This window comes from Cellulomonas sp. KRMCY2, assembly GCF_000526515.1.
Classification (GTDB): Bacteria; Actinomycetota; Actinomycetes; order Actinomycetales; family Cellulomonadaceae; genus Actinotalea.
In genome coordinates this window covers 1678717-1700416 of the sequence record NZ_JAGF01000001.1, presented here as the reverse complement: position 1 = coordinate 1700416, position 21700 = coordinate 1678717, and the positions used below count along the sequence as shown (strand labels likewise).

25 protein-coding genes are annotated in these 21700 nt (G+C 72.8%); 10 read left to right on the top strand and 15 right to left on the bottom strand.

Annotation, left to right across the window (positions count from 1 at the left end; genetic code table 11):
* Positions 1 to 58 precede the first annotated feature (58 nt).
* Positions 59 to 238: a hypothetical protein gene (locus K415_RS0108245; RefSeq protein ID WP_155859404.1), complete on the bottom strand. Its 180-nt coding sequence runs from the start codon at positions 236 to 238 to the stop codon at positions 59 to 61.
* A gap of 164 nt (positions 239 to 402) precedes the next feature.
* Here K415_RS0108245 and K415_RS22665 point away from each other — a divergent pair, with 164 nt between their 5' ends.
* The 5 genes from K415_RS22665 (at position 403) to K415_RS0108220 (ending at position 5387) form a co-directional block, all read left to right on the top strand.
* Positions 403 to 1020: a TetR/AcrR family transcriptional regulator gene (locus tag K415_RS22665; RefSeq protein WP_024286596.1), complete on the top strand. Its 618-nt coding sequence runs from the start codon at positions 403 to 405 to the stop codon at positions 1018 to 1020.
* 11 nt (positions 1021 to 1031) lie between these two features.
* Positions 1032 to 2255 carry a hypothetical protein gene (locus K415_RS0108235; protein ID WP_024286595.1) on the top strand — a complete coding sequence of 408 codons (1224 nt, stop codon included), beginning with the start codon at positions 1032 to 1034 and terminating at the stop codon, positions 2253 to 2255.
* Between the two features lie 92 nt (positions 2256 to 2347).
* Positions 2348 to 3370, top strand: a complete 1023-nt coding sequence (locus K415_RS0108230) for a phosphodiester glycosidase family protein (RefSeq protein WP_024286594.1) — start codon at positions 2348 to 2350, stop codon at positions 3368 to 3370.
* Positions 3371 to 3379: 9 nt separating this feature from the next.
* Positions 3380 to 4540, top strand: coding sequence for a bifunctional glycosyltransferase family 2/GtrA family protein (locus tag K415_RS0108225; protein WP_024286593.1), 1161 nt, complete (start codon positions 3380 to 3382; stop codon positions 4538 to 4540).
* Entirely contained in the window at positions 4497 to 5387 is an 891-nt protein-coding gene (locus K415_RS0108220; protein ID WP_024286592.1) for a CPBP family intramembrane glutamic endopeptidase, read from the top strand. Before K415_RS0108225 ends, K415_RS0108220 begins: the two co-directional genes overlap by 44 nt.
* Here K415_RS0108220 and K415_RS0108215 read toward each other — a convergent pair.
* Together K415_RS0108215 and K415_RS0108210 are read right to left on the bottom strand one after the other, a co-directional pair.
* Complete coding sequence (locus K415_RS0108215; protein ID WP_024286591.1) at positions 5296 to 6048, bottom strand: BTAD domain-containing putative transcriptional regulator; 753 nt, start codon at positions 6046 to 6048, stop codon at positions 5296 to 5298. The genes K415_RS0108220 and K415_RS0108215 overlap by 92 nt on opposite strands.
* Before the next feature lie 45 nt (positions 6049 to 6093).
* Positions 6094 to 6975, bottom strand: coding sequence for a BTAD domain-containing putative transcriptional regulator (locus K415_RS0108210; protein ID WP_024286590.1), 882 nt, complete (start codon positions 6973 to 6975; stop codon positions 6094 to 6096).
* A 286-nt stretch (positions 6976 to 7261) separates the two neighbouring features.
* Here K415_RS0108210 and K415_RS0108205 point away from each other — a divergent pair, with 286 nt between their 5' ends.
* The 3 genes from K415_RS0108205 to K415_RS0108195 are packed head-to-tail and all read left to right on the top strand — an operon-like array spanning position 7262 to position 10925.
* On the top strand, positions 7262 to 8473 hold the full coding sequence (locus tag K415_RS0108205; protein WP_024286589.1) for an NADH-ubiquinone oxidoreductase-F iron-sulfur binding region domain-containing protein: 1212 nt from the start codon (positions 7262 to 7264) through the stop codon (positions 8471 to 8473).
* Entirely contained in the window at positions 8470 to 10422 is a 1953-nt protein-coding gene (locus K415_RS0108200) for an NADH-dependent [FeFe] hydrogenase, group A6 (RefSeq protein WP_197024690.1), read from the top strand. Before K415_RS0108205 ends, K415_RS0108200 begins: the two co-directional genes overlap by 4 nt.
* Positions 10416 to 10925 (top strand): NAD(P)H-dependent oxidoreductase subunit E, encoded by a 510-nt coding sequence (locus K415_RS0108195; protein ID WP_024286587.1) that lies wholly within the window; start codon positions 10416 to 10418, stop codon positions 10923 to 10925. Before K415_RS0108200 ends, K415_RS0108195 begins: the two co-directional genes overlap by 7 nt.
* A 55-nt stretch (positions 10926 to 10980) precedes the next feature.
* On the opposite strand, the gene K415_RS0108190 is transcribed toward K415_RS0108195, so the two are convergent.
* From K415_RS0108190 to K415_RS0108180, 3 genes are all read right to left on the bottom strand, one after another.
* Entirely contained in the window at positions 10981 to 11190 is a 210-nt protein-coding gene (locus K415_RS0108190) for a YbdD/YjiX family protein (protein ID WP_024286586.1), read from the bottom strand.
* Positions 11190 to 13478, bottom strand: coding sequence for a carbon starvation CstA family protein (locus tag K415_RS0108185; RefSeq protein WP_024286585.1), 2289 nt, complete (start codon positions 13476 to 13478; stop codon positions 11190 to 11192). Before K415_RS0108185 ends, K415_RS0108190 begins: the two co-directional genes overlap by 1 nt.
* Positions 13479 to 13629: 151 nt before the next feature.
* The gene (locus tag K415_RS0108180; protein WP_024286584.1) at positions 13630 to 14364 is read right to left on the bottom strand and encodes a hypothetical protein; all 735 of its coding nucleotides are present in this window, start codon (positions 14362 to 14364) and stop codon (positions 13630 to 13632) included.
* Between the two features lie 100 nt (positions 14365 to 14464).
* On the opposite strand from K415_RS0108180, the gene K415_RS0108175 reads away from it, so the two are divergent.
* Positions 14465 to 14677 (top strand): hypothetical protein, encoded by a 213-nt coding sequence (locus K415_RS0108175; RefSeq protein ID WP_024286583.1) that lies wholly within the window; start codon positions 14465 to 14467, stop codon positions 14675 to 14677.
* On the opposite strand, the gene K415_RS21610 is transcribed toward K415_RS0108175, so the two are convergent.
* The 9 genes from K415_RS21610 to K415_RS0108135 form a co-directional block, all read right to left on the bottom strand.
* Positions 14652 to 14918, bottom strand: coding sequence for a ferredoxin (locus tag K415_RS21610; protein ID WP_024286582.1), 267 nt, complete (start codon positions 14916 to 14918; stop codon positions 14652 to 14654). The genes K415_RS0108175 and K415_RS21610 overlap by 26 nt on opposite strands.
* Complete coding sequence (locus tag K415_RS22660) at positions 14915 to 15535, bottom strand: NADH-ubiquinone oxidoreductase-F iron-sulfur binding region domain-containing protein (protein WP_155859402.1); 621 nt, start codon at positions 15533 to 15535, stop codon at positions 14915 to 14917. Before K415_RS22660 ends, K415_RS21610 begins: the two co-directional genes overlap by 4 nt.
* Entirely contained in the window at positions 15526 to 16254 is a 729-nt protein-coding gene (locus K415_RS22655) for a hypothetical protein (protein WP_051480454.1), read from the bottom strand. The genes K415_RS22660 and K415_RS22655 overlap by 10 nt, the downstream gene beginning before the upstream one ends.
* The gene (locus K415_RS0108160) at positions 16251 to 16979 is read right to left on the bottom strand and encodes a hypothetical protein (RefSeq protein WP_155859401.1); all 729 of its coding nucleotides are present in this window, start codon (positions 16977 to 16979) and stop codon (positions 16251 to 16253) included. The genes K415_RS22655 and K415_RS0108160 overlap by 4 nt, the downstream gene beginning before the upstream one ends.
* Complete coding sequence (locus K415_RS0108155; protein ID WP_024286580.1) at positions 16972 to 17970, bottom strand: FAD:protein FMN transferase; 999 nt, start codon at positions 17968 to 17970, stop codon at positions 16972 to 16974. The genes K415_RS0108160 and K415_RS0108155 overlap by 8 nt, the downstream gene beginning before the upstream one ends.
* The gene (locus K415_RS0108150; protein ID WP_024286579.1) at positions 17967 to 18416 is read right to left on the bottom strand and encodes a hypothetical protein; all 450 of its coding nucleotides are present in this window, start codon (positions 18414 to 18416) and stop codon (positions 17967 to 17969) included. The genes K415_RS0108155 and K415_RS0108150 overlap by 4 nt, the downstream gene beginning before the upstream one ends.
* Positions 18409 to 18894 (bottom strand): hypothetical protein, encoded by a 486-nt coding sequence (locus K415_RS0108145; protein WP_024286578.1) that lies wholly within the window; start codon positions 18892 to 18894, stop codon positions 18409 to 18411. Before K415_RS0108145 ends, K415_RS0108150 begins: the two co-directional genes overlap by 8 nt.
* A gap of 98 nt (positions 18895 to 18992) precedes the next feature.
* The gene (locus tag K415_RS0108140; RefSeq protein ID WP_024286577.1) at positions 18993 to 20267 is read right to left on the bottom strand and encodes a HAMP domain-containing sensor histidine kinase; all 1275 of its coding nucleotides are present in this window, start codon (positions 20265 to 20267) and stop codon (positions 18993 to 18995) included.
* On the bottom strand, positions 20264 to 20944 hold the full coding sequence (locus K415_RS0108135; RefSeq protein WP_024286576.1) for a response regulator transcription factor: 681 nt from the start codon (positions 20942 to 20944) through the stop codon (positions 20264 to 20266). Before K415_RS0108135 ends, K415_RS0108140 begins: the two co-directional genes overlap by 4 nt.
* A 144-nt stretch (positions 20945 to 21088) precedes the next feature.
* On the opposite strand from K415_RS0108135, the gene K415_RS0108130 reads away from it, so the two are divergent.
* Positions 21089 to 21694, top strand: a complete 606-nt coding sequence (locus K415_RS0108130; protein ID WP_024286575.1) for a hypothetical protein — start codon at positions 21089 to 21091, stop codon at positions 21692 to 21694.
* The last annotated feature ends 6 nt before the right edge of the window (positions 21695 to 21700 follow it).

Here is a 21700-nt window from a genome sequence, read left to right as displayed (position 1 = left end):
CGGGCATGCAGCTGGCGGCCAGCCTGGCGGCATCAACGGTCGGCGGCGACGTGCGCGCCTACCTGGCCGTCCACCACGCCGACCAGCGGATGCGGATCGCGTCGCCGATTCGCCAGTACAGCGTGAGCAGCTCGGTGTTCACGACCCGGTGAGCCTGGAGCCGGGCCGAACGGACCTGGTCCTTGAGGTCGGCGAGCAGATCGGCGTAGTCGGGCAGCAGAGTCAGGTCACCAGACACGCTCTCATCGTGGCGCACGGCACCGACGAGCCGTCCGTCGACGGCCGCCGGCCTCACAGACCGAGAATGGTGCCGGCTTTGTCGGTCCATGCCTGCTGGACCCGGACCAACTGCGACGCCATCCACCGATGAGTGGCCGTGCTTTGGAGTGTATGCTCTAAAACATGGCCCGCACCCCTCGAACCCGGACCGCCCGGCAGACCGCTGACCGCGTGCTCGACGGCGCGCTGGAGCTGTTCAACCGGGATGGCACGGCCCGGGTGACGACCAACCACATCGCAGCACACGTCGGGATCAGCCCGGGCAACCTCTACTACTGGTACGCCGACAAGCCGGAGATCATCCGGGCCCTGTGGACCCGGTTCGCCGACGCCCACGGTGTGCTCTGGGAGGCGCCGGAAGGCCCTCCGCCCGGACCGGACCAGGTGCTGGCCCGGCTCTCCGCCGCCACCGAGCTGAGTCGCACGTACCGGTTCCTCGCCCGGGACATGCTTGCCCTCGTCCACGGGGACCCAGAGCTCCACGCCGCGTACGTCGCCAACCGCGAGCATCGACTGGCGGCGCTCACGGGGCTCGCGCGCTCCTGGCGTGCGAGCGGCGTCATCCGGGCCGTGGACGACGACCGGCTCGAGGACGTCGTCCGGGCGCTGTGGATCCTCGCCGAGACGTGGTGGTCGTTCGCCGAGCTGGACTCAGCGGAAGGCGACCCGGACCCCCGTGTCGGCGAGAACCTGCTGCGCGCCGTGATCGAGCCCTACCTGAGCACCGGTCGCGCGACCTGAGGAGACAGACCATGGGCAGAGCACGCACCCGAGGGACCGAAGACGACTCCGACGTCGACCGGTCGCCCGATGCGGCGCCCGCTTCCGGGCCGACCCGCAGGAGGTTCCTCCGCGGCGCGCTCGCCGGGGCCGTCGTCGTCGCCGGTGGCATGGTGTGGCGCGCCGACGACCAGGGTGTGTTCGCGCCCTTCGAAGGCCCGGCCTTCGAGGCGTGGCGGAGCTCGGGCGAGTCCGGAACCGGTGCGCTCGCGGCGGCAACCGTGCTGGCCGCCAGCGCCCACAACATGCAGAACTGGCTGCTTCACCTGACCGGCTCTCGCGCCGACCTGTTCGACGATCCCCGACGCTCACTCGGCGCCGTCGACCCGTTCCGACGCGAGGCTCACCTGGGCCTGGGGTGCGCACTGGCGAACCTCGAGCTCGCCTGCCCGCCGTCCGGCCTGTCCGGACAGACCACCCTCGTGCCGTCGGCCACGGAACCCGAGCTCGTCGCCACCATCGCGCTCACGCAGGCGGACGCCCGGGACGACGATCCCCTGTTCCACGCGATCCGCAGCCGGCACTGCGACCGCGGACCCTACCCCGAGGAGGCGCCGGGTCAGGAGCTCCTCGACCACCTCGCCCGTACCGCGTCAGCAGGCAGCGAGGGCGTCGAGGTCCGATGGCTGACCGGCGGGCACCAGCTCGACGAGGCGGGCGCGCTGCTCGTGGACGCCGCCGAGATCGTCGTCGCCGACGAGGCGATGAGCAGGGACGGCTTCGCCTGGTTCCGCACCACCCCGGACGAGGTCCGTCGCCAGATGGACGGCCTGACCCTGGACTGCCAGGCGCTGCCGGCGCTCACCGAGCTGGCCGCGAAGATGCTCCCGCCGGTCTCCCGGCAACGCGGCGACGCCACCTGGGTCCAGATGACTCGCGAGGTGCACACCGCGACTGCCCGCGCCTACGGCCTCGTCCTGGCACCCCGGACGGACGTCGCCGCCCGCCTGCGGGCCGGATGCGCGCTCCAGCGTCTGCACCTGGCCCTGACCAGCGAAGGCTGGGCGATGCAGCATCTCAACCAGGCCGTCGAGGTGGCCGAACGCGAGGAGGCGACCGGCCGCAGCCCGAACATCGCGGACCGCCTCAGCAGCCTGGCCGACGGCGCGGAGGTCATCGCCATGGTCCGCGTCGGCCGACCGAGCGGACGCGCCGCCCGGAGCCCGCGCCGACCGCACCCGCTCGTGCTCGTCTGAGGACTGGCGCGAGCCGGGCGAGCGCACGCCCTCTCAGCGGAGCCACAGCCCAGGCACATCGACGGCACACCGGCGCCGCCTAGAACTGGCGCATGCAACGAGCCACCCGCAAGCCCGGACGACCGGCCCACCGCGCGGTCGTCGTCGGCATCGTGACCCTGTCGCTGTCCCTGGTCGGGGTCGCCGGCTGGGCGCTCGACCGCTACGTGATCGAGCACGTGCAGATCGCCGACGTCGACGCGTACGAGGCCGCCCAGTCCGCGGAGCAGCCCGCCACCGGGACCACCGACACCAGCGGGACCACCGACACCACCAACGCCACCGACACCGCCACCTCCTCGGCCGGGACCGCCACCCCCGCCGTCGTCACCGACACCTCCGCGGTGTCCGACGACGCCTCGGTCACGATCTCCACGGTGGTCACCGGCAGCGGGCAGGACACCGTCACCTACTACGTCGCCGACGTCGTCCTGACCGACGCCACCGCCCTGCGGTCGGCCTTCGCCCAGAACAGCTTCGGGCTGAACATCACCGAGGACACCTCGGACATCGCGGCCGACAACGACGCGATCTTCGCCGTCAACGGCGACTACTACGGCTTCCGGGACACCGGCATCGTCATCCGCAACGGGGTCGTCTACCGCGACGAGGACGCCCGCGACGGGCTCGCCTTCTACCGGGACGGCACCGTGGCGGTCTACGACGAGACGGCCACGACCGCCGCCGAGCTCGTCGCCGCAGGGGTGTGGAACACGCTCTCGTTCGGTCCGGCGATCGTCGCCGACGGGCAGGTCGTCGCCGGTATCGAGGACGTCGAGATCGACACGAACGTCGGCAACCACTCGATCCAGGGCAACCAGCCGCGCACCGCCGTCGGCGTGATCGAGGCCAACCACCTCGTCTTCGTCGTCGTCGACGGTCGCAGCCCGGGGTACAGCAAGGGCGCCACGATGACCGAGCTGGCGCAGATCATGCAGGGGCTCGGCGCCACGACCGCCTACAACCTCGACGGCGGCGGCTCCTCGACCATGGTCTTCGACGGCGAGCTGGTCAACGACCCGCTCGGCAAGGGTCGCGAACGGGGAACCTCCGACATCCTCTACATCGCGGGTTGAGGCACGACCGTGATCGTCCTGATCCCCGCCTACCAGCCGGACGAGCGCCTCGTGCGGCTCGTCGAGCAGGTCCTCGGCACCCGGCCGGACCTGCACGTGGTCGTGGTGGACGACGGCAGCGGCCCCGCCTACCGGCCGGTCGTCGAGGCAGTCCGCGCGCTCGGCTGCACCGTCATCGGGCACCCGACGAACCGCGGGAAGGGCTTCGCCCTGCGGGCCGGGTTCGAGCACGTCGCCCGGGTCCACCCGGGTCAGGACGTGGTGTGCGCCGACTGCGACGGCCAGCACAGCCCGGTCGACATCCTGCGCGTGGCCGACCAGGTGCACGCCGGGCGGGCCGGGTCGGGACGCACTGCGATGGTCCTCGGCGCACGCCGGTTCACCGGACACGTCCCCGTGCGCAGCAGGTTCGGCAACGCGATGACCCGGCCCCTGGTCGGGCTGGCCACCCACCTGCGCGTCCAGGACACCCAGACCGGTCTGCGCGGCTACCCGGCCTCGATGCTCGGCTGGCTGCAGACCGTCCCGGGCGACCGGTTCGAGTACGAGCTGACCGTGCTGCTGCGGGCCCAGGGCGCCGGCTACCGGATCGAGGAGGTCGGGATCGAGACGATCTACCTGGAGCAGAACGCGTCCTCGCACTTCCGGCCGCTGGCGGACTCGCTGCGGGTCCTCGCCCCGCTGCTGAGGTTCCTGCTCTCGTCGCTCGGCGCCTTCGCCGTCGACGCGGTCGCGCTGCTCGCGCTGCACGCGGTGACCGGGCAGCTGCTCACGTCGGTCGTGGGTGCACGGGTGATCAGCTCGACGGTGAACTTCCTGACCAACCGCCGGCTGGTGTTCGCCGGGGGGTCGGACAAGCCGGTCGGCGCGGCCGCGGCCCAGTACTGGAGCCTCGCCGTCGCCCTGCTCGCGGCCGGCTACGGCCTGCTGGCCGCGCTGACGCACGTCGGGCTGCCGCTGGTGGCGGCGAAGGTCGTGACCGACGCGACGCTGTTCGCGGCCAGCTTCCAGGTCCAGCGACGGGTCGTCTTCGCCCGGCGGGCACCTCGGCCGGCGCGCAGCACGGCGCGTGCCACAGGGACGTTCGACCCCGGGTCACGATCCGCCCCGATGCCTACGGTGGGGTGTGACGCCCCCGCCACGTCACGACGACGCGCCCCCGCCCGCTGAGCAGCGGCACGACCTCCAGGCCCTCGACGTCCGACGGCCGCACCTGTTCACCGCGCTGATCGTGGTGACGGTCGTCCTCGTGCTGGTCGCCGCCCACGCGGCGGCATCGGCGTTCGACCTGCCGACCGGTCGGCTCGAGCTGGCCGCAGAGGCGGCGCTGGCCGCCCTGGCCGCGATCCTGCTGACCCGGCTGCACGCGTGGCGGGACGTCGGCTTCCGCCCGCTGAGGACGTCACGGGACCTGCGCCTGTACTGGATACCGCTGTTCCCGTTCCTGCCCGTGCTCGGCACCGCGATCGCGTCCCTCGCCGGCATCGAGCCCGGCCGGCTGGCCTCCTACCTGGCCCTGGCCGCCCTGGTCGGCTTCGTCGAGGAGACGTTCTTCCGCGGGCTGATCCTGCGTGCCCTCATGGCCCGGGGGACCTGGCGGGCGGCGATCGTCTCCTCGGTCCTGTTCGGCCTCGCGCACGGTGCCAACCTGCTCGTCGGCGCCGACCCGGCCGCCACCCTGCTCCAGGTGGGGTACGCCGCCGCGATGGGCTTCGCCTTCGCGGCCGTGGCCCTGCGCACCGGCGCGATCTGGCCGCTGGTGATCATCCACGGGCTGATCGACGCCGTCGCGTTCATCACGGCCGACGGCACGGTCGCGACCGGCATCTCGAAGGCGGACGTGCTCGTCCAGGCCGGGTACGCCGTCGGCTTCACGGTCTACGGGTTCCTGGTGATGCCTCGAACCGGGCGACCGGCCGCGACCGTCACGCCTCTCGCGCCCGAGCCGCTGCCGCCTGCAACGCCGGCCCCGGCTCCAGGCCGAGCTCGCGAACGAGCAGCTCCCGGCACACAGTGAACTGACGCAGCGCCTCACCCCGGTTCCCCGCGCCGACCTGGGCTTCGATGATCACCCGATGCGCGGCCTCGCGCAGCGGCTCGGTCGCGACCACGAACATGGCCGCCTCGATCGCGCGGTGCCACAGCTCCGCACGGAGCAGCGACTGCGCCATCTGCTCCATGCCCTCCAGGCACAGCTGACGGAGCCGTTCGCGCTCGACGATGACCCAGTCGTCGTACCAGCCGCGGAGCAGCTCACCGCTGAGGACCTGCGGCGACACCGGGCTGCCACCCATCAGCTGGGTGTGCGCGGCGCCCGCCGCCTCGTGCGCGTCGACCGACACGCCGTTCAGGGCGATCCGGGTCCGGCCGGCCTGGATCACCGGCGTCGCGCGCCCGCCGTTCACCCGCCAGATCGCCGACCGGAGGCACGCGCCCGCCCGGTTCTCGCTGCGATCGCCCCACAGCGCCCCGGCGACGTGCGAGCGCATGAGCGGCCGCGACTGCAGCGCCAGGAACGCCACCAGCCGGGCCGCCGCCGGCGGCAGGTCCCAGGACCTGCCGCCGACCGTGAGCTCGAACCCGCCGAGCAGTCGCAGGCGGACCTCCTCGCGGTGGCCCCCGGGCCGGGCCGCGGACAGGGCCCGCTGCTCCGCGAGGCGCTCGCTGCCCACCGACATGTGCCCAGGATCGGGCGGTGGCGTCTCCCGCACGTCTCTGCGGCATCACAGCGGCACGGTCGGCACGATCGGCACAGTCGGCACAGCCGGCACGATCGGCACAGCCGGCACAGCCCAGCCGAGCGAGCCGACCAGCCGCGACGTCTCGGCCGACGGGGCGACCCCGAACTCCCGGGAGAGCACTGCGCAGCAGTGCCGGTACGCCTGGACCGCCTCCGCGAGGTTGCCCTCGGCGAGGTGGATCCGGATCACGGCCCGGTGGGCGCTCTCGCGCAGCGCATCGGCCCGCAGCGCGGCCAGGGCCGCCTCCATCGCCAGTCCGAACATCCCGTCGGCCGACAGCTGGCCCGCCATCGTCTCCAGGACGTGCAGCCGGAGCTGGCGCAGCCGCTCGCGGTCGGGCACGAGCCACTCGTCGCTCCAGTCCGGGAGCAGGTCGCCCTCGACGTACCGGAGCGTCGGCTGGTCCGGGTCGGTCGTGGCCCGGCCGTCCATCACGTCATGGGCCGCCCGCACCAGCCGGGTCACGTCCACGTCGACGTCGTCGTCCAGGGCGAGGCAGTCGTGGTCGGCGACCACGAGCCCGGGGCACAGCTGGTTGGCCCGCCAGATGGCGGTGCGCAGGTTCGCCAGGGCGCGGGCCTCGGTGTTCTCCGGCCAGAGCGACCCGGCGAGCCTGCTGCGGCCGCACCTGCCCCGCAGCGCCATCAGCGCGACGACCCGTTGCAGGGTCACCGGGACGCTGACCGGGCGACCGTCGACAGTCAGTCCGAACCCGCCGAGCAGGGTGACCCGGCTGATCCCGTTCCGGGCGGCGCGGACCGGGTCGGCCGCGCCTGCGCCACCGACAGCCGGGCGCGTGCCGCGCGCCACCTGCACGTGACCCGCCGGCAGCACGCTGCGCGCCACCCTCAGCACGTCAGCCATGTCCACCCCCCTTGGTGGGCGCACGTCTGCCCCCGACCCACCATTCCCCCTGCCGCGGCCTCCCCGCAAGAGTGGGCCGTTAGTCCCTTGTGCGGCCTTTGTCCGGGTGGGTGGCGACGTCCAGACGTCGGCGACGGCGTCGGACCGACCCGGCGCTCAGCAGCACAGGCACGGGACCGTGGACATTGGGCCCAAAGGACCTATGCGGCGACGTGATACGGCCACCTACGGTCGAGGTGTCGCCTCGATGCCGTGGCGACCTCTTCAGGTCCAAGGAGACTGCCCGATGAGCGTGCGTACTCCCATGACCCTCGCCGGCGTGGAGGTGGGACGGGGGCTGCGCGCCGCCCTGGCCCTCGACCCGGCCGGCGTGGTCGCGACCGTCAAGGACTCCGGGATGAAAGGTCGGGGCGGCGCGGGCTTCCCGACCGGCCTCAAGTGGCAGCTCGCTGCCGCGGCGCCGGCGCCGGGCGGGCAGCGGTACGTCGTCTGCAACGCCGACGAGGGCGAACCCGGCACGTTCAAGGACCGCGTGCTCCTCGACGAGCTCGCCGACCTGGTCTTCGAGGGCATGACGATCGCGGGCTACGCGATCGGCTCGACCGAGGGGATCGTGTACCTGCGCGCCGAGTACGTGTACCTGCTCGCGGACCTCGAGGAGTGCTTGACCCGACGCCGCGAGGCGGGCCTCCTGGGCGCCGGCGTGGCCGGTCGCGCGGACCTGACCTTCGACATCACCATCCACCTCGGCTCCGGCGCCTACGTCTGCGGTGAGGAGACGGCCCTCATCGAGAGCCTCGAGGGCCGCCGTGGGGAGCCGCGCAACCGGCCCCCGTTCCCGGTCGTCAAGGGTCTGCACGGTGCCCCGACGGTCGTCAACAACGTCGAGACGTTCGCGTGGGCGGCTGCCATCATGGCCAAGGGCGCCGACTGGTTCGCGCGGATCGGCACGGACCACTCCACCGGGCCGAAGCTGCTCAGCGTGTCCGGCGACGTGGCCCGGCCCGGCGTGTACGAGTTCCCGCTCGGGGTGAGCATCGCCGACGTGCTCGAGGCGGCCGGCGCGCAGGACGCCAAGGCGGCCATCGTCGGTGGCGCCGCGGGCGTGTGCGTCCCTGCCGCGTCGTTCGGCCGGGCCATCAGCTACGAGGACGTCTCTACGGGCGGCGCGGTGATCGTGATCGGTCCGTACCGGGACCTGCTCGAGGTGGCCGAGAACCTGCAGTGGTTCTTCGTCAACGAGTCCTGCGGCCAGTGCACGCCGTGCCGGGTCGGGAACGTCAAGCTGCTCGAGGGGATCGGGATGCTCCGGCGCGGCGAGTGCTCGCTGGCGCACCTGGAAGACCTGATCAAGCTCGGTGGCACCATGCGGGTCGCCTCCAAGTGCGGTCTCGGGCAGGCCAGCCCCAACGTCTTCCTCTCCATCATCGAGAACTACCGCACCGAGGTCCTCGGCCGCGTACCGGCTACCGGCTCAGCACGAAGGAGCGAGTGGTGAAGACCCAGGACCCGGCAGTCCGCGCTCAGGCCATGCGCATCATGGCGAGCGCCACCCCGCTGAACACCGACGAGATGGTCACCGTCACTGTCGACGGTCGCGCGGTCGAGGTCCCGATGGGGTCCAGCATCCTCGAGGCGGCCGAGCGCGCGGGCCGGCGGATCCCGACCCTGTGCCACCACCCGGACCTGCCCGACGCCGGCGTCTGCCGGGTGTGCGTCGTCGAGGTCTCCGGCCAGCGGAACCTCCAGGCGAGCTGCGCCTACCCGATCACTGCACCGGTGGAGATCAGCACGTACAGCCCGCGGGTCCGGCAGGCCCGGCGGGACATCGTCGACCTGATGCTCGCCGAGCACTGCGGCAACTGCCAGACCTGCGGGCGCAACGGCAACTGCGAGCTGCAGGACCTCGCCGCGGAGTACGGCTCGGACACCTTCCGGTTCGGCCACCGGACCGAACCCACCCGGCTCTTCGACACCTTCGGGCCGTCGATCATGCGGGACATGAACAAGTGCGTGCACTGCACGCGCTGCATCCGCACCTGCGCCGAGCTGCAGGGCGTCGGGGCGCTCGGTGTCATCGGCCGTGGCGACTCCACGACCATGTCGCCCTACCTCACCCTGCCGATCTCCGAGGTCGTCTGCGTGAACTGCGGGCAGTGCATCAACCGGTGCCCGACCGGCGCCCTCCAGGAGGCCGACAGCACGCAGGACGTGTGGGCGGCCATCGAGGACCCGACCAAGCACGTGGTGATCCAGACGGCGCCGGCACCGCGGGCCGCGATCGGCGAGGAGTTCGGCCTCGAGCCGGGCACGCCGATGACCTGGAACCTCAACACCGCGCTCAAGGAGATGGGCTTCGACAAGGTCTTCGACACCAACTTCAGCGCGGACCTGACGATCATCGAGGAGGGCACCGAGCTGCTCCTGCGCCTGTACGAGAACCTCGTGCTCGGCGACAGCAGCCGGCCGGTGCCCCAGTTCACCTCGTGCAGCCCCGGCTGGATCAAGTACATCGAGCACAAGTACCCCGAGTACCTGCCGAACCTGTCCAGCTGCAAGAGCCCGCAGCAGATGTTCGGCGCGCTGATCAAGACCTGGTACGCGGACCGGAACGGCATCGACCCGGCCGACGTCGTGTCGGTCTCCCTGATGCCCTGCACCGCGAAGAAGTTCGAGTCCCGGCGGCCCGAGATGACCGACAGCGGGTACCAGGACGTCGACTTCGCGCTCACCACGCGCGAGCTCGGCCGGATGATCCACGAGAACGGCATCCACCTGCCGGACCTGCCGGAGAGCGACTTCGACGACCCGTTCGGCACCGCGAGCGGCTCCGGCATCATCTTCGGCGCGACCGGTGGTGTGATGGAGGCCGCCCTGCGCACCGTGATCGAGCTGGTCACGGGGCTCAAGGTCGAGGACCTGTTCAGCCATGCGGACATCACGCCGGTGCGCGGGTTCGACGGTGCGCGGATGGCCGAGGTGACGCTGCCCGACCAGCTCGGCCCGGTGCCGCCGATCCTCGCCCACCTGGTACCGAGCTGGGACTGGCTGCGCGGCGTGACCCTGAAGGTCGCCGTCGTGCACGGCACCGCCAACGCGAACCGCGTGATGGCGGACATCAAGGCCGGCGGGACCTTCAGCGAGTGCCACTTCATCGAGTTCATGGCGTGCCCCGGAGGGTGCCTCGGTGGCGGTGGCCAGCCGATCCCCACGGATGCCGCGATCCGCACGGCGCGGGCCAAGGCGATCTACGGCGAGGACGCGCACTACGGCGAGACCGGCCGGGCGCGCAAGAGCCACGAGAACCCCGCTGTGCTGCGGCTGTACGAGGAGTTCCTCACCGACGGGCCGTGCGGGCAGATCAGCCACCATCTGCTGCACACCGAGTACACCGCACGCGGCACGTTCATCGACGTGAACGCCCGGGGCGAGGAGTCGACATGCTGACCCTTCCGGTGGAGCTCGCCGCCGAGCACGCGGACCTCATCGCCGCGATCGACGCCCTCGTCGACGCGCACGGCGCGACGCGCAGCGCCCTCATCCCGGTGCTCCAGGGCCTGCGCGAGCAGCGGCACGAGATCAACGACGTCGCCATGCAGGTGGTGGCGGACCGGCTCGGCATCACCCCGGTCGACGTCCAGGGCGTCGTCACGTTCTACTCGTTCCTCAAGATGGAGGCGGCCGGCAAGCACATCGTGCACGTCTGCCGCACGCTCAGCTGCGAGATGGCCGGCATGCGCCGGGTCGCCGAGCAGCTCCAGGCGGAGCTGGGCGTCACGGTCGGCGGGACGTCAGCGGACAACCTCGTCACGCTCGACTGGGTGAACTGCATCGGCATGTGCGACCAGCCGCCGGCCCTGCTCATCGACCGGAAGGCACTGGGCCGGGTGACCCCGGCCCAGGTGCGCGAGATCGTCGCCGGGCTGCGTGCGGAGGCCGCCACGACGTGAGACCGGTCACGACCTGAGACCGGTGCCCTGAGCTCACCCGGTGCTCACCCGGTGCTCAGCAGCACCGGCCCTGGGGGTTGGTGTCCTGCCGGTCCGTCAGGTCCCGCCAGAACTCACGCTCGGTCATCGGGCGCGGCTCCTGGCCGGGCGCATGCGTCGTCTCGACGTGCGCCAGGTACTTCTCGTAGGCGTCCTCGCGGACCATGCCTCGGACGAACCAGGCCAGACCTCGCCACGCCCGGCGCAGGGGTCCCGCCAGGTCCATCAGTGACCGCCGGTCCGCACAGGCACCTGACCGGTTCGGTGCTCGTCCCACTGCTGCTGGAGCTCCTTCGACGCCTGGGTCGGGACGAACCCGGCCGGGGCGAAGATCCTCGACGGCAGGGCGGGGTCCTCGGTGCTCGGGCCGCCGCCGGCGCGGAAGGCGTTCCAGGTCGCCCAGATCGCGGTCACGATCACGATGATCGCCAGGCCGACGAAGAGGATCGACAGGACACCCTGGATCATCGTGTTGCGGACCACTGCCTCCATGGCCTCGACGGTGCCGGCGGTCCCGAAGCTCGTCTTGCCGTCCGCCAGGGCCTGCGAGAAGGCGCTGTGCTGCGCGAAGTACCCCACCGCCGGGACCGGCGAGAAGATCTTCTGGAACGACGCGGTGATCGTGACGACCGAGGCGAACGCCAGCGGGACCGCGACGATCCACAGGTACCGGAAGGTGCCTCGCTTGGCGACGATCGCCATGCACACCGCGAGCGCGATGGCCGCGAGCAGCTGGTTGGCGATGCCGAACAACGGGAACAGGGTGTTGATGCCGCCGAGCGGATCGGTGACGCCCATCAGCATCACGGCGCCCCAGGCACCGACCATGACCGCCGTCGTCACCCAGGCCCCCAGGCGCCAGGAGGTGTCCCGGAACCGCGGGACGACGTTGCCGATGCTGTCCTGGAGCATGAAGCGCGCGACGCGGGTGCCGGCGTCGACGGCGGTGAGGATGAACAGCGCCTCGAACATGATCGCGAAGTGGTACCAGAAGGCCATCATCCCGCTGCCGCCGATGGCCTGCTGCATGATGTGCGCGAGCCCGACGGACAGGGTCGGCGCACCGCCGGTGCGGGAGACGATCGACTGCTCGCCGACGTCGCTCGCCGTCTGGGTGAGCATCGCCGGCGTGAGGTCGACACCCTGCAGGCCGAGGCCGTTGACGAACGCGACAGCACCCTCGACGGTGCCCCCGGTGAAGGCAGCGGACGAGTTCATCGCGAAGTAGATCCCACGGTCGATCGACAGGGCGGCGACCAGCGCCATGATCGCGACGAACGACTCCATGAGCATCCCGCCGTACCCGATGAAGCGGGTCTGACGCTCCTTCTCGACGAGCTTGGGCGTCGTCCCCGAGGCGATGAGCGCATGGAAGCCCGACAACGCGCCGCAGGCGATCGTGACGAAGAGGAACGGGAACAGCGACCCGGCGACGACCGGACCGTTCCCCGCCCTGGCGAACTCGCTCACCGCGGGGACGTCGATCACAGGACGGACGACGATGATCGCCACGGCGAGCATCACGATCGTGCCCACCTTCATGAAGGTGGACAGGTAGTCCCGGGGGGCCAGGAGCAGCCAGACCGGCAGGATCGCGGCGATGAAGCCGTAGATGATGATCCCCCACGCGATGGTGACCTTGTCCAGGAGGAAGATCTCCGTGCCCCACGCGGTGTCGGCGATCAGGCCGCCACCGATGATGGCCGCGACAAGCAGGACGAAGCCGATGATCGAGACCTCGGTGACCTTGCCCGGGCGGAAGAACCGCAGGTAGACACCCATGAGCAGGGCGATCGGGATGGTCATGGAGACCGAGAACACGCCCCACGGGCTCTCGGCCAGGGCGTTGACCACGACGAGGGCGAGGATCGCGATGATGATGATCATGATGACGAGGGTGGCGACGAGGGCCGCCGTGCCGCCGACGACGCCGAGCTCGTCGCGCGCCATCTGACCGAGCGAACGCCCACCACGGCGCATCGAGAAGAACATCACCAGGTAGTCCTGGACCGCGCCGGCGAGGATGACACCGACGATGATCCAGATCGTTCCCGGCAGGTACCCCATCTGGGCAGCCAGCACCGGGCCGACCAGCGGACCGGCCCCGGCGATCGCGGCGAAGTGGTGGCCGAACAGGACCCGGCGGTCGGTGGCGACGTAGTCCTTGCCGTCGGCCTTGTACTCCGCCGGGGTCGCGCGCCGGTCGTCCGGCTCGAGCAGGTGCTTCTCGATGAACTTCGAGTAGAAGCGGTACGCGATGAGATACGAGCAGACGGCCGCGAAGACGAACCAGATGGCGTTGACCGTCTCACCGCGCACGATGGCGATCACGACCCAGCTGACCCCGCCGAGGAGCGCGATGCCGACCCACAGGGCGATCTTGGCCGGGGTCCACCTACGGTCCTCGGCGTCCAGGAGCGCGGCGTCGAGAGCGACCGGTGGGAGCGCCGGATCCTGCTCCAGAACTGTCGATCCTTCGGGTCGATCGTTCGGTGCGTGGAGCCTGACGGTCATGTCTCCTCCTGGAGATCATGAGAGACGAGAGTCCCTCGGCCGCCGACCTTCCGGCAACCGCGTCAGTATCCATGCCCCCGCGCGGAATAGTCGGATGACCATGGAACGGCGCCCGGGAGCCCGTGGGACGCCGGTGGACCGGCGCCGCTCGTCACCGGGCCGAGGATCCCGGTGCCGCGGCGAGCAGTCGGATCAGCCGCGCCTTGGAGCGGTTCGCCGTGACGATCCAGCGGACATCGGGATCGTCCGACGCGGCGAGCTCGTCGAAGGCGGGCAGCCCGTGCTCGGGGTCGCCCACGACGGCGACGCTCCAGCAGTACCCGAGGCCCTGCCGCAGGACCCGCACGTCCGTCCGCCGGCGGACCTCCGGACCGAGGGCCGCGATCGACGCGGTCGCGAGGCGGCAGGCCTCGAGCGCACACCGGGCGGTCGACGGGTCGCGCAGCAGCCGCGGCTCGCAGATCCCCGCGACGGCGGCGCGCTGGACCAGCGGGTCGTCGGCGACCGCCCAGGTGAGCACGACGGCGCACAGGCGGACCGGGTCGGCGTCACCGAGCCGCTGCAGGCCCATCGCCACGCCCTCCCGGACCCGCCAGCGGAGGTCCGCGGCCGACGCGCGCATCAGGTCGAGGGCCTGCCGGGACTGCTCGGCCGACCCGGATCCGGCGAGCCGCCCGAGGGCGGCAGCGGCGCACGACGCGACGTACTCGTCGTCGGATCCCACCAGGGCGAGGATCTGATCGGCGGGCGCGACATCGCCGAAGGCGGCGAGGAGCTCGAGGTTGGCGCGTGGCCCGGGCAGCGCGGAGTGCGCCGTCAGGAACTCCTGGGTCGCGGCCGCGTCGAGGCCTTCGAGCACCGTCCGGAAGTCGCCCCGCACCGTCATGCGCCGAGCGTCCCACCGGCGAGCGAGGCCCCGCAGCCCATCGGCGCGCCGACCGCCGCATCGTGCCCGAATTGCCCGACTCTGCTGGCAGCATGGCCGCGTGGCCTACACCTGTGACAGCTGCCGCCGTACCTCGACCGGCTCGCCCGTCGTGACCGTGACCGGTCGGGACCTGTGCGACCCGTGCAACGACCGGCTGACGGGCGCGGCAGCCGGCCTCGCTGCCGGTGACGGCGTGGCCGCGACCGTCGCCACCGCCGGCTGGTACGCCAGGCTCCGACGTCGGCTCACCGCGCCGCAGACAGGCTCGTGACTCTCTCCAGCCACAGCGCGCGCCGCGGGCACGCTCGAACGGCCCCGCGGGCGGCCTTGACCTCACGGGGCGCCAGGTCGCGCCGCACGACGACGGGGAACCCCCACCGGTCCAGCTCGATGACGTCCGGGGCCAGGAGAGCGCACAGCCCGATGCCGTCGCAGGCGACCGGGTCGACCCGGAGCCGGGTCTCGGCCGCCGAGCCCGACGGCCTCGGACCGGCACCGCTGCGGGGCGTCATCGCCTGACCTCGGGCACCGGCACGGTCCGGCGGTGGGCGCCGCCGCACAGCCGACCAGCGGCGTGCTCGGCCACATCGCTGTCGAAGGTCGCGATGGCGGACGCGACCAGCCGGGTCACGCCGTCGGGATGGTGGCACGCCCCACGGCCCGCGACCGCCTGCAGGTCCGCGAGCAGGCGCGTCCGCTCGCCGGAGGGCGCATCACCGTCGGCGAGCCGGCCCATGCTGTCGGCGAGGGCGGGCAGGCCGAAGTGGCACGGGCCGCACTGGCGGGCGCTCATCGCGGCGAGGTAGCCGGCGATCGCGGCCGTCTCGGCCACGCCGCAGGCCGACGACGGGATCGGGGCGACGACGCCTGCGCCGACGCTCAGGCCGAGCGCGCGCAGGTCGTCCTCGTCGAACGTCCGGTGCTCGAGGTCGCGCCACGGCGCCCAGCTCCCGCCGAACCCGCCGAGCAGCAGCGCCTGCGGCGGCCCGGCGCGCAACCAGCCCGTCTCGCGCATGACCTCGGCGACCCGCGTGCCCCGAGGCACCTCGAGCACCAGCCGGTCCACCGGCGTCAGCACGGTGAGCAGCAGTGTCGCCACCGGCGGGTAGCCGCGGGCGATCAGGGCCACCCGGGCCAGCGTCTCGACGTTGTGCACCAGAGTGCGCGGGGCACCGGGGGCAGGGCTGCCGGGCGCCGTGCGGTCGGCAGCGCGGGGCCACCGGCCAGCGCGCGGGCGATCGCGCTCGACTCACCCGAGAGGTAGTGGTCCGGGCCGACCACGACCTCCATCCGCGGGTCCGGGGCACCGGCGGTCAACCGCTCCGCGAGCGCCAGCTCGACCGCGGCCCTGGCCCCGGTGTCGCCGGCGTGCAGCCACAGCACGGCCCGTCGGGCACCGAGCGCCTCGGCCGCGAGCGCCAGCCCGTCCAGCACGAGGTGCGGACGCTGACGCAGCAGCGTGGCGTCCTTGGCGCTGAGCGGCTCGCTCTCGGCGCCGTTCGCGACGACGACGAGCGGCCGACCGGCGGCGAGGGCGGACCGCCACTTCGTCGCCGTCGGCACGTGGGCTCCGCCGTACCCCGTCAGATCGGCCCGGCCGAGGGCCTCGACGAGCCCGGTCGTCCCGCGCGGCCGGTGCCCGACCCGGTCGATGTGCTCGGCGAGGTGCTCGGTCATCGCCCGCGAGCGCGGGTCGGCGGCTCCGGTGCGGCCGAGCCGGACACCGCCCAGCAGGAGCGCGACCTGGTCGTCGGCCGGCCGGCCGAAGGGCTGCGTGTCGAGACGCACCGGGTCGAAGGGCTGGGTGTCGAGGCGCTGGGTGTCGAGGCGCACCGTGTCGAAGGTCATCGCGAGGCTCCGTCGTGGTAGGCGGCGTGGGGGACGGCACGGGCGACGGAGGCGCCCAGCTCGCGGTTCAGCTCGGCCACCCGGTCGGTCGGCGTCCGTGCGCTGTACCTGGTGATCGCGAGGCCGATCACGGCAACGCCCGTCGAGACGTAGAACCACCGGAGGGTCGGGGTGTCGCTGCCGGCCAGCACGCTGTGCGACCAGACGAGCACGAGGATCCCGGCCGCCACCTTGTGCACCGGCCACCAGATCCGGGCCGCGATCGACCCTGCCAGGCGCGCCGTGATGCCCGTGAGCAGACCGGCCCAGAGCGCGAGGACACCGAGCGTGACGGGTACCGGCCGGTAGGTCGAGGCGAGCGGGAGCAGCGCACCGCGCCAGCCGACCTGGGCCCACGGATCCGTGGCGAGGACGACGACGTGGAGCACCGTGAACGCCAGGGTGAACGTCGCGAGGGCGATGTGCAGCCGGAGCCGACCGGCGGGGGACGGACGTCGCATCCCGCGCGCCCACGGGTGGGACAGGACCAGGCCGGTGGTCACGAGGGCGAGCAGCAGCAGGTAGGAGGTCAGCCCGCTCGCGCGGCCGAGCACCCAGGACACCGGCGAACCGCCCATCAGGGTGGTGACGACGGTCCAGGCGGCAAGACCCACCGCGGCGGATCCGGCCAGGGCGGCGAGCACGACACCGGCCGTGGTCGCTGCGGTCGGACGGGACTCAGACATCTGCACGCCTCCAGGTCACCGAACGCTCCATCGCCGTCGTCGTGCCGACAGTCCCGTCCAGCCCGACCCAGGCGGCCGCGAGGCCGAGGTCGGTCGCCTGGTCGCGGATCTCCGCGGCGCCGGCGAGGAACAGGCACTTGCTCAGGACCTCGGCCCACGCGGGGTCCGGGTCCAGGACCGTGACGGCGGCGAGACCGGCACCACCCGGACGCCGGGTCCGCGGGTCGACGAGGTGGTGCACCCGCTCACCTCCCGCGCGCCAGTGGCGAAGGCGGGTCGACGACGTCGCACACCCGGTGTCCGTGACCTCGAGGACCAGGACGGGGTCCGGCCCGCCCGCGGGGTCCTCGACGCCGACCCGCCAGCTCCCGCCGTCAGGTCCGGCCCCGCTGAGCGCGCAGTCCCCGCCGGCGTCGACCAGGTGGCCACGGCCGGCGCCGTCCAGCGCCGCCGCCGCCCACCGCACGGCGAGACCCTTGCCGATGCCGCCGAGGTCGATCGGGCGCCCGCCCAGGTGCAGCAGCCACTCGTGGCCGTCCTGGACGACCTCGGGCTGCCACGGATCGGCGGACCCGGCACGGACCGCGCCACCCGCGGCGTCGGCGAGGCCGTCCCGGTCGACCGAGCCGGACTCGAACGGGAGCGAACGGTCGTAGCCCCAACGGAGCAGCACGTCCAGGATCCGCGGGTCGAAGAGACCGCGTGACTCCCGGTGGGCGCGTCCGGCCTCCTGGACCGCCGCCGCGAGCGTGGCGGGCACGGTGTGCCACCGGTCCGGCTCGTCATTGGCGCGCGAGAGCGCGCTGGTGGGGTCGAAGCGGGAACAGGTGCGTTCGACCTCCCGCACGATCTGCTCGGCGCGGTCCAGGCAGTCCTGCGCCTGCGGGCCCGGGTCGACGACGCTCAGGGTGACCGGGCTCGCCATCGCCCGCAGCGACCGGCTGACCACCGAGGTCTGGGCGCCGACGACGGCCGGGCGGGCCGGGGTCATCCGGACGCCCCGGTGGTGACGTTGACCGGGGGCGCCGCCGGAGCAGGAGCCGGCGCCGGCGCCGCTTGCGTCGCGGCCCGGTCGGCTGCGGCCTGGGCTGTTGCCGCAGCCTGCGTGGCAGCCGCGTCGGCTGCCTGCACCCGAGCGCTCTCGGCATCCGACGCCTGCGCGGCGAGCGTCGCCTGCAGCGCGGCGATCCTGGCCTGGGCCGCGAGCACCTGCGCCGTGAGATCGGCCAGCCGCTGGTCCTCCGCCGTCGGGCCGCTCGCCACGGCCGGTGCCGCGTCGGCGGTCGGCTGGGCTGTCGGCTGGTCTGTCGAGGTGGCCGCGACCGCGAGCGGGTCGTGCGCGCCGGCCCACGCCACGCTCCCGCCGAAGATCCCCGCCGCAGCGGGGATCAGGGCGAGCGTGGCCGCACGCCGGCGCGCGGCCCGGTACTCAGTCATCGTCGCCCGTGTCGCTGGCGTCGTCGCTCTCGTGGCTCTCGCCCTGGCTGTCGTCGCTGTCGTCGTACGAGTCGCTCTCGTCGTACGAGTCGTCGTCGCCGTGGTCGTCGTACGAGTCGTCGTCACCGTCGTCGTAGCCGACGGCGCCCGAACCGGCGCCGGCGGGTGCGGCGGGTGCGGCTGCGGTCACAGCCGGAACTGTCACGGCCGGCGTGGTCACGACCGGCGCATTCGCTGCTGAACCCGCGGCCACCGCTGCCTCGAGGCCGTCGACCTGTCCGAGCAGGTCCTTGACCGATCGCTCGAGGTCCGCCGCCTGCGACGAGCTCGAGGTGGGCTCGGTGCTCGCGACTGCGGCGACGTCGTCCTGGGTCGGTGCCGCGGACGTCGGCATGGTGCTCGCGACGGCGGCGACAGCCCCGCCGGTGAGTACGACGGCACTGGCGATGGCGATGGTCGAGCGGCTCTTCCAGCTCATGATCGATCCCTTGTTGGTCGGTACGACGCTGCTTCCGCGTCGCGCCCACCATCGCGGCCCCTGGGTTCGGGGCGCGGCAAGCGACCGCTAAGGCTCGGTTAAGGCCGCACCGGCAGCTCGAGGACGATCCGGGCGCCACCGAGCCGGCCGGGCTCGACGACGAGCCGGCCGCCGGCCCGTTCGGCGGTCCGCCGGGCGACGTCGAGGCCGAGGCCGGTCGATCCCGCGCCGCTGCGGCCCCGCTCGGCGAGGTCGCCGGTCGGGAAGCCGAGGCCACCGTCCTCGACGACCACCTGGACGAGGTCGCCTGCCGGGCGCACCGCCAGGGCGAAGGGCGTCTGGTCGGGGGTATGGCTGAAGACGTTGTCGACCAGGACGTCGAGCGCCACACCGAGCTCGTCGGCACCGACGCCGACGCCGAGGACCGCGTCCGGCACGTCGAGCCGCAGGTCGCGCCCCTGGTCGACGGCGAGGACCCCCCAGAACGTGGCCCGGTCGCGTACGACCTGCACGGCGTCGCACCGGCTGACCGGCGCGTCGTGCAGGGGGTGCCGGGCGGTCCAGACGATCGCGTCGACCGCATGGACGAGCTCGTCGATGTGCGTGGTCATCCGGTCCCGCTCCTGGGCGTCGGCAAGCAGGTCGACATCCAGCCGCAGTGCGGTGATGGGTGTGCGCAGGCGGTGCGACAGGTCCGCGACGAGCTCGCGCTCGGTCGCCAGCAGACCCGCGACCCGCGCTCCGAGCCCGTTGAGCACCCGACCGACGGAGGCGACCTCCGGCGGGCCGGAGGGCTCGACCCGGGCCGCCAGGTCACCGGCGCCCAGGCGTTCGGCAACCCCCGACAGGTCCAGGACGGACCTCGCCAGGCGAGCCGCGATCCGGTCGCCGGCCAGGACGGTCCCGGCCAGCAGCACTGCGCCGACGACGGCGAGGATGAGCCACGACTGCTGGACGCCCTCGGTGAGCTCGGCGTCGGGCACGAGGGTGCGGACCACCGCGACACCCGCCGAGCCGCCGACCGGGAGCACGAGCTCGATGCCGCCGTCGGTCCGCGACGTCAGCGCGGTGCCGAGGCCTGCGAGCTCGACGGCGGGCGTCCGTGCCGCCGCCGCCCCGACGCTCGTGCCGTCGGGCAGGTAGACGGTCGTCTGCCGATGTCCCCCGTTGACCGCCAGGACGGCCGCCTCGAGCCGTGCGTCGTCCTGCCCTGCACCGCCGGCGAAGACCGCCACGCTCTGCGCGTCCTGCCGTCCGGCGTCGAGGGCACGCTCCTGGGCGAGCGACCGTGCGAGCAGGCCGAGCGGCACCAGGAAGGCCACCAGCACCACCGAGGTCATGGCCAGTCCGTAGCGGACCAGCAGGCGTCTCACGGCGGTGGGGCGAGCTTGACGCCCACCCCGCGCACCCGGTGCAGGTAGCGGGGGGCGTCGGCACTCTCGCCGAGCTTGCGACGCAGCCAGTGCAGGTGGACGTCGACGGTCTTGTCCGCACCGCCGTAGGGCTGGTTCCACACCTTGGCGAGGAGCTCACGCTTGCTGACCACCTCGCCCGCCCGTTCGGCGAGGTGGTGCAGCAGGTCGAACTCCTTGGGGCTCAGGTCCAGGACGGTGCCGTCCAGGACAACGGTGCGCGCTCGGGCGTCGATGACGAGTCCGCCGACCGTGACCGGGCCGGCCGGGCGGGCCGGGTCGGCGCGCCGCAGGACGGCCCGGATGCGGGCGTCGAGCTGGTCGGCCGCGAACGGCTTGACCAGGTAGTCGTCCGCGCCGCCGTCCAGGACGGCGACGATGCCCGGGCCGTCGTCGCGTGCGCTCAGCACGATGACCGGGACGTCGCTGACCGAACGGATCATCGCCAGCAGGGCCGTGCCGTCCAGGTCGGGCAGTCCCAGATCGAGCAGCACGACGTCGGGCCGGTGCGCGACGAGGCTCTGCAGCCCGTCGAGTGCCGTCGGAGAGGTCATTGTCGAGTGCTCGCGCGCCGACAGGGCGCGCACGAGTGCCGTCCGGATCGTCGCGTCGTCCTCGATGATGAGTACGTCGGCCACATCACGGACGGTAGGCCATAGACGCGGTCGGTGGGGCCACGGACGGCCACCCGGCGGACCTGTGGCGTGAACCTTCTCCTCGCCTTAACCCTGCCTTGAGGTGGGGATGCGGCACGATGGGGCCATGAGGAGAACGGGACGCCGATGAGCGGCGCGCGGACCGTCCACGGTGCACGGGTCATGGTCGCGCTCGCGTGGGCGACGGCTTCGGTGCTCGCGGGTCTGATCGCGTGGTGGGGCGTCGCCGTGGTCGGGGACGACGGCGGGGTGTCCGGGGACGTCGTGCGCACCGAGTCCGACGTGCGGGCGGCGCTCGCCGAGGCGAGGGCTGCGGCGACGGCCGGTCCGACCGCAGGTCCGACATCGGCCCCGACACCGACACCCGGACCGACCACGACGCCCGAGCCGACGCCCTCGACCAGCCCGGTACCGACCTCGGAGCCGTCACCGACCACACCCACGACACCCCCGACGACGGAGCCCGTCGTCGCTGAGGTCGCGCGGACCTGGGACGTCGTCGGCGGGCAGGTCGAGGTCATCTGCCGCGGCGCCGCGATCAGCCTGCTGGGCGCAACCCCGCTGGACGGCTGGACCGTCGAGGTCAAGGCCTCCGGACCCGAGAACGTGGAGGTCGAGCTCCACCGCGACGAGTCGGAGCTGACGGTGCGGGCCGCCTGCACCGACGGCATCCCGACCATGCAGACCGAGACCGGCGGCGCCTCGGAGGACAGCGGGGCCGAGGACGACTGATCGACG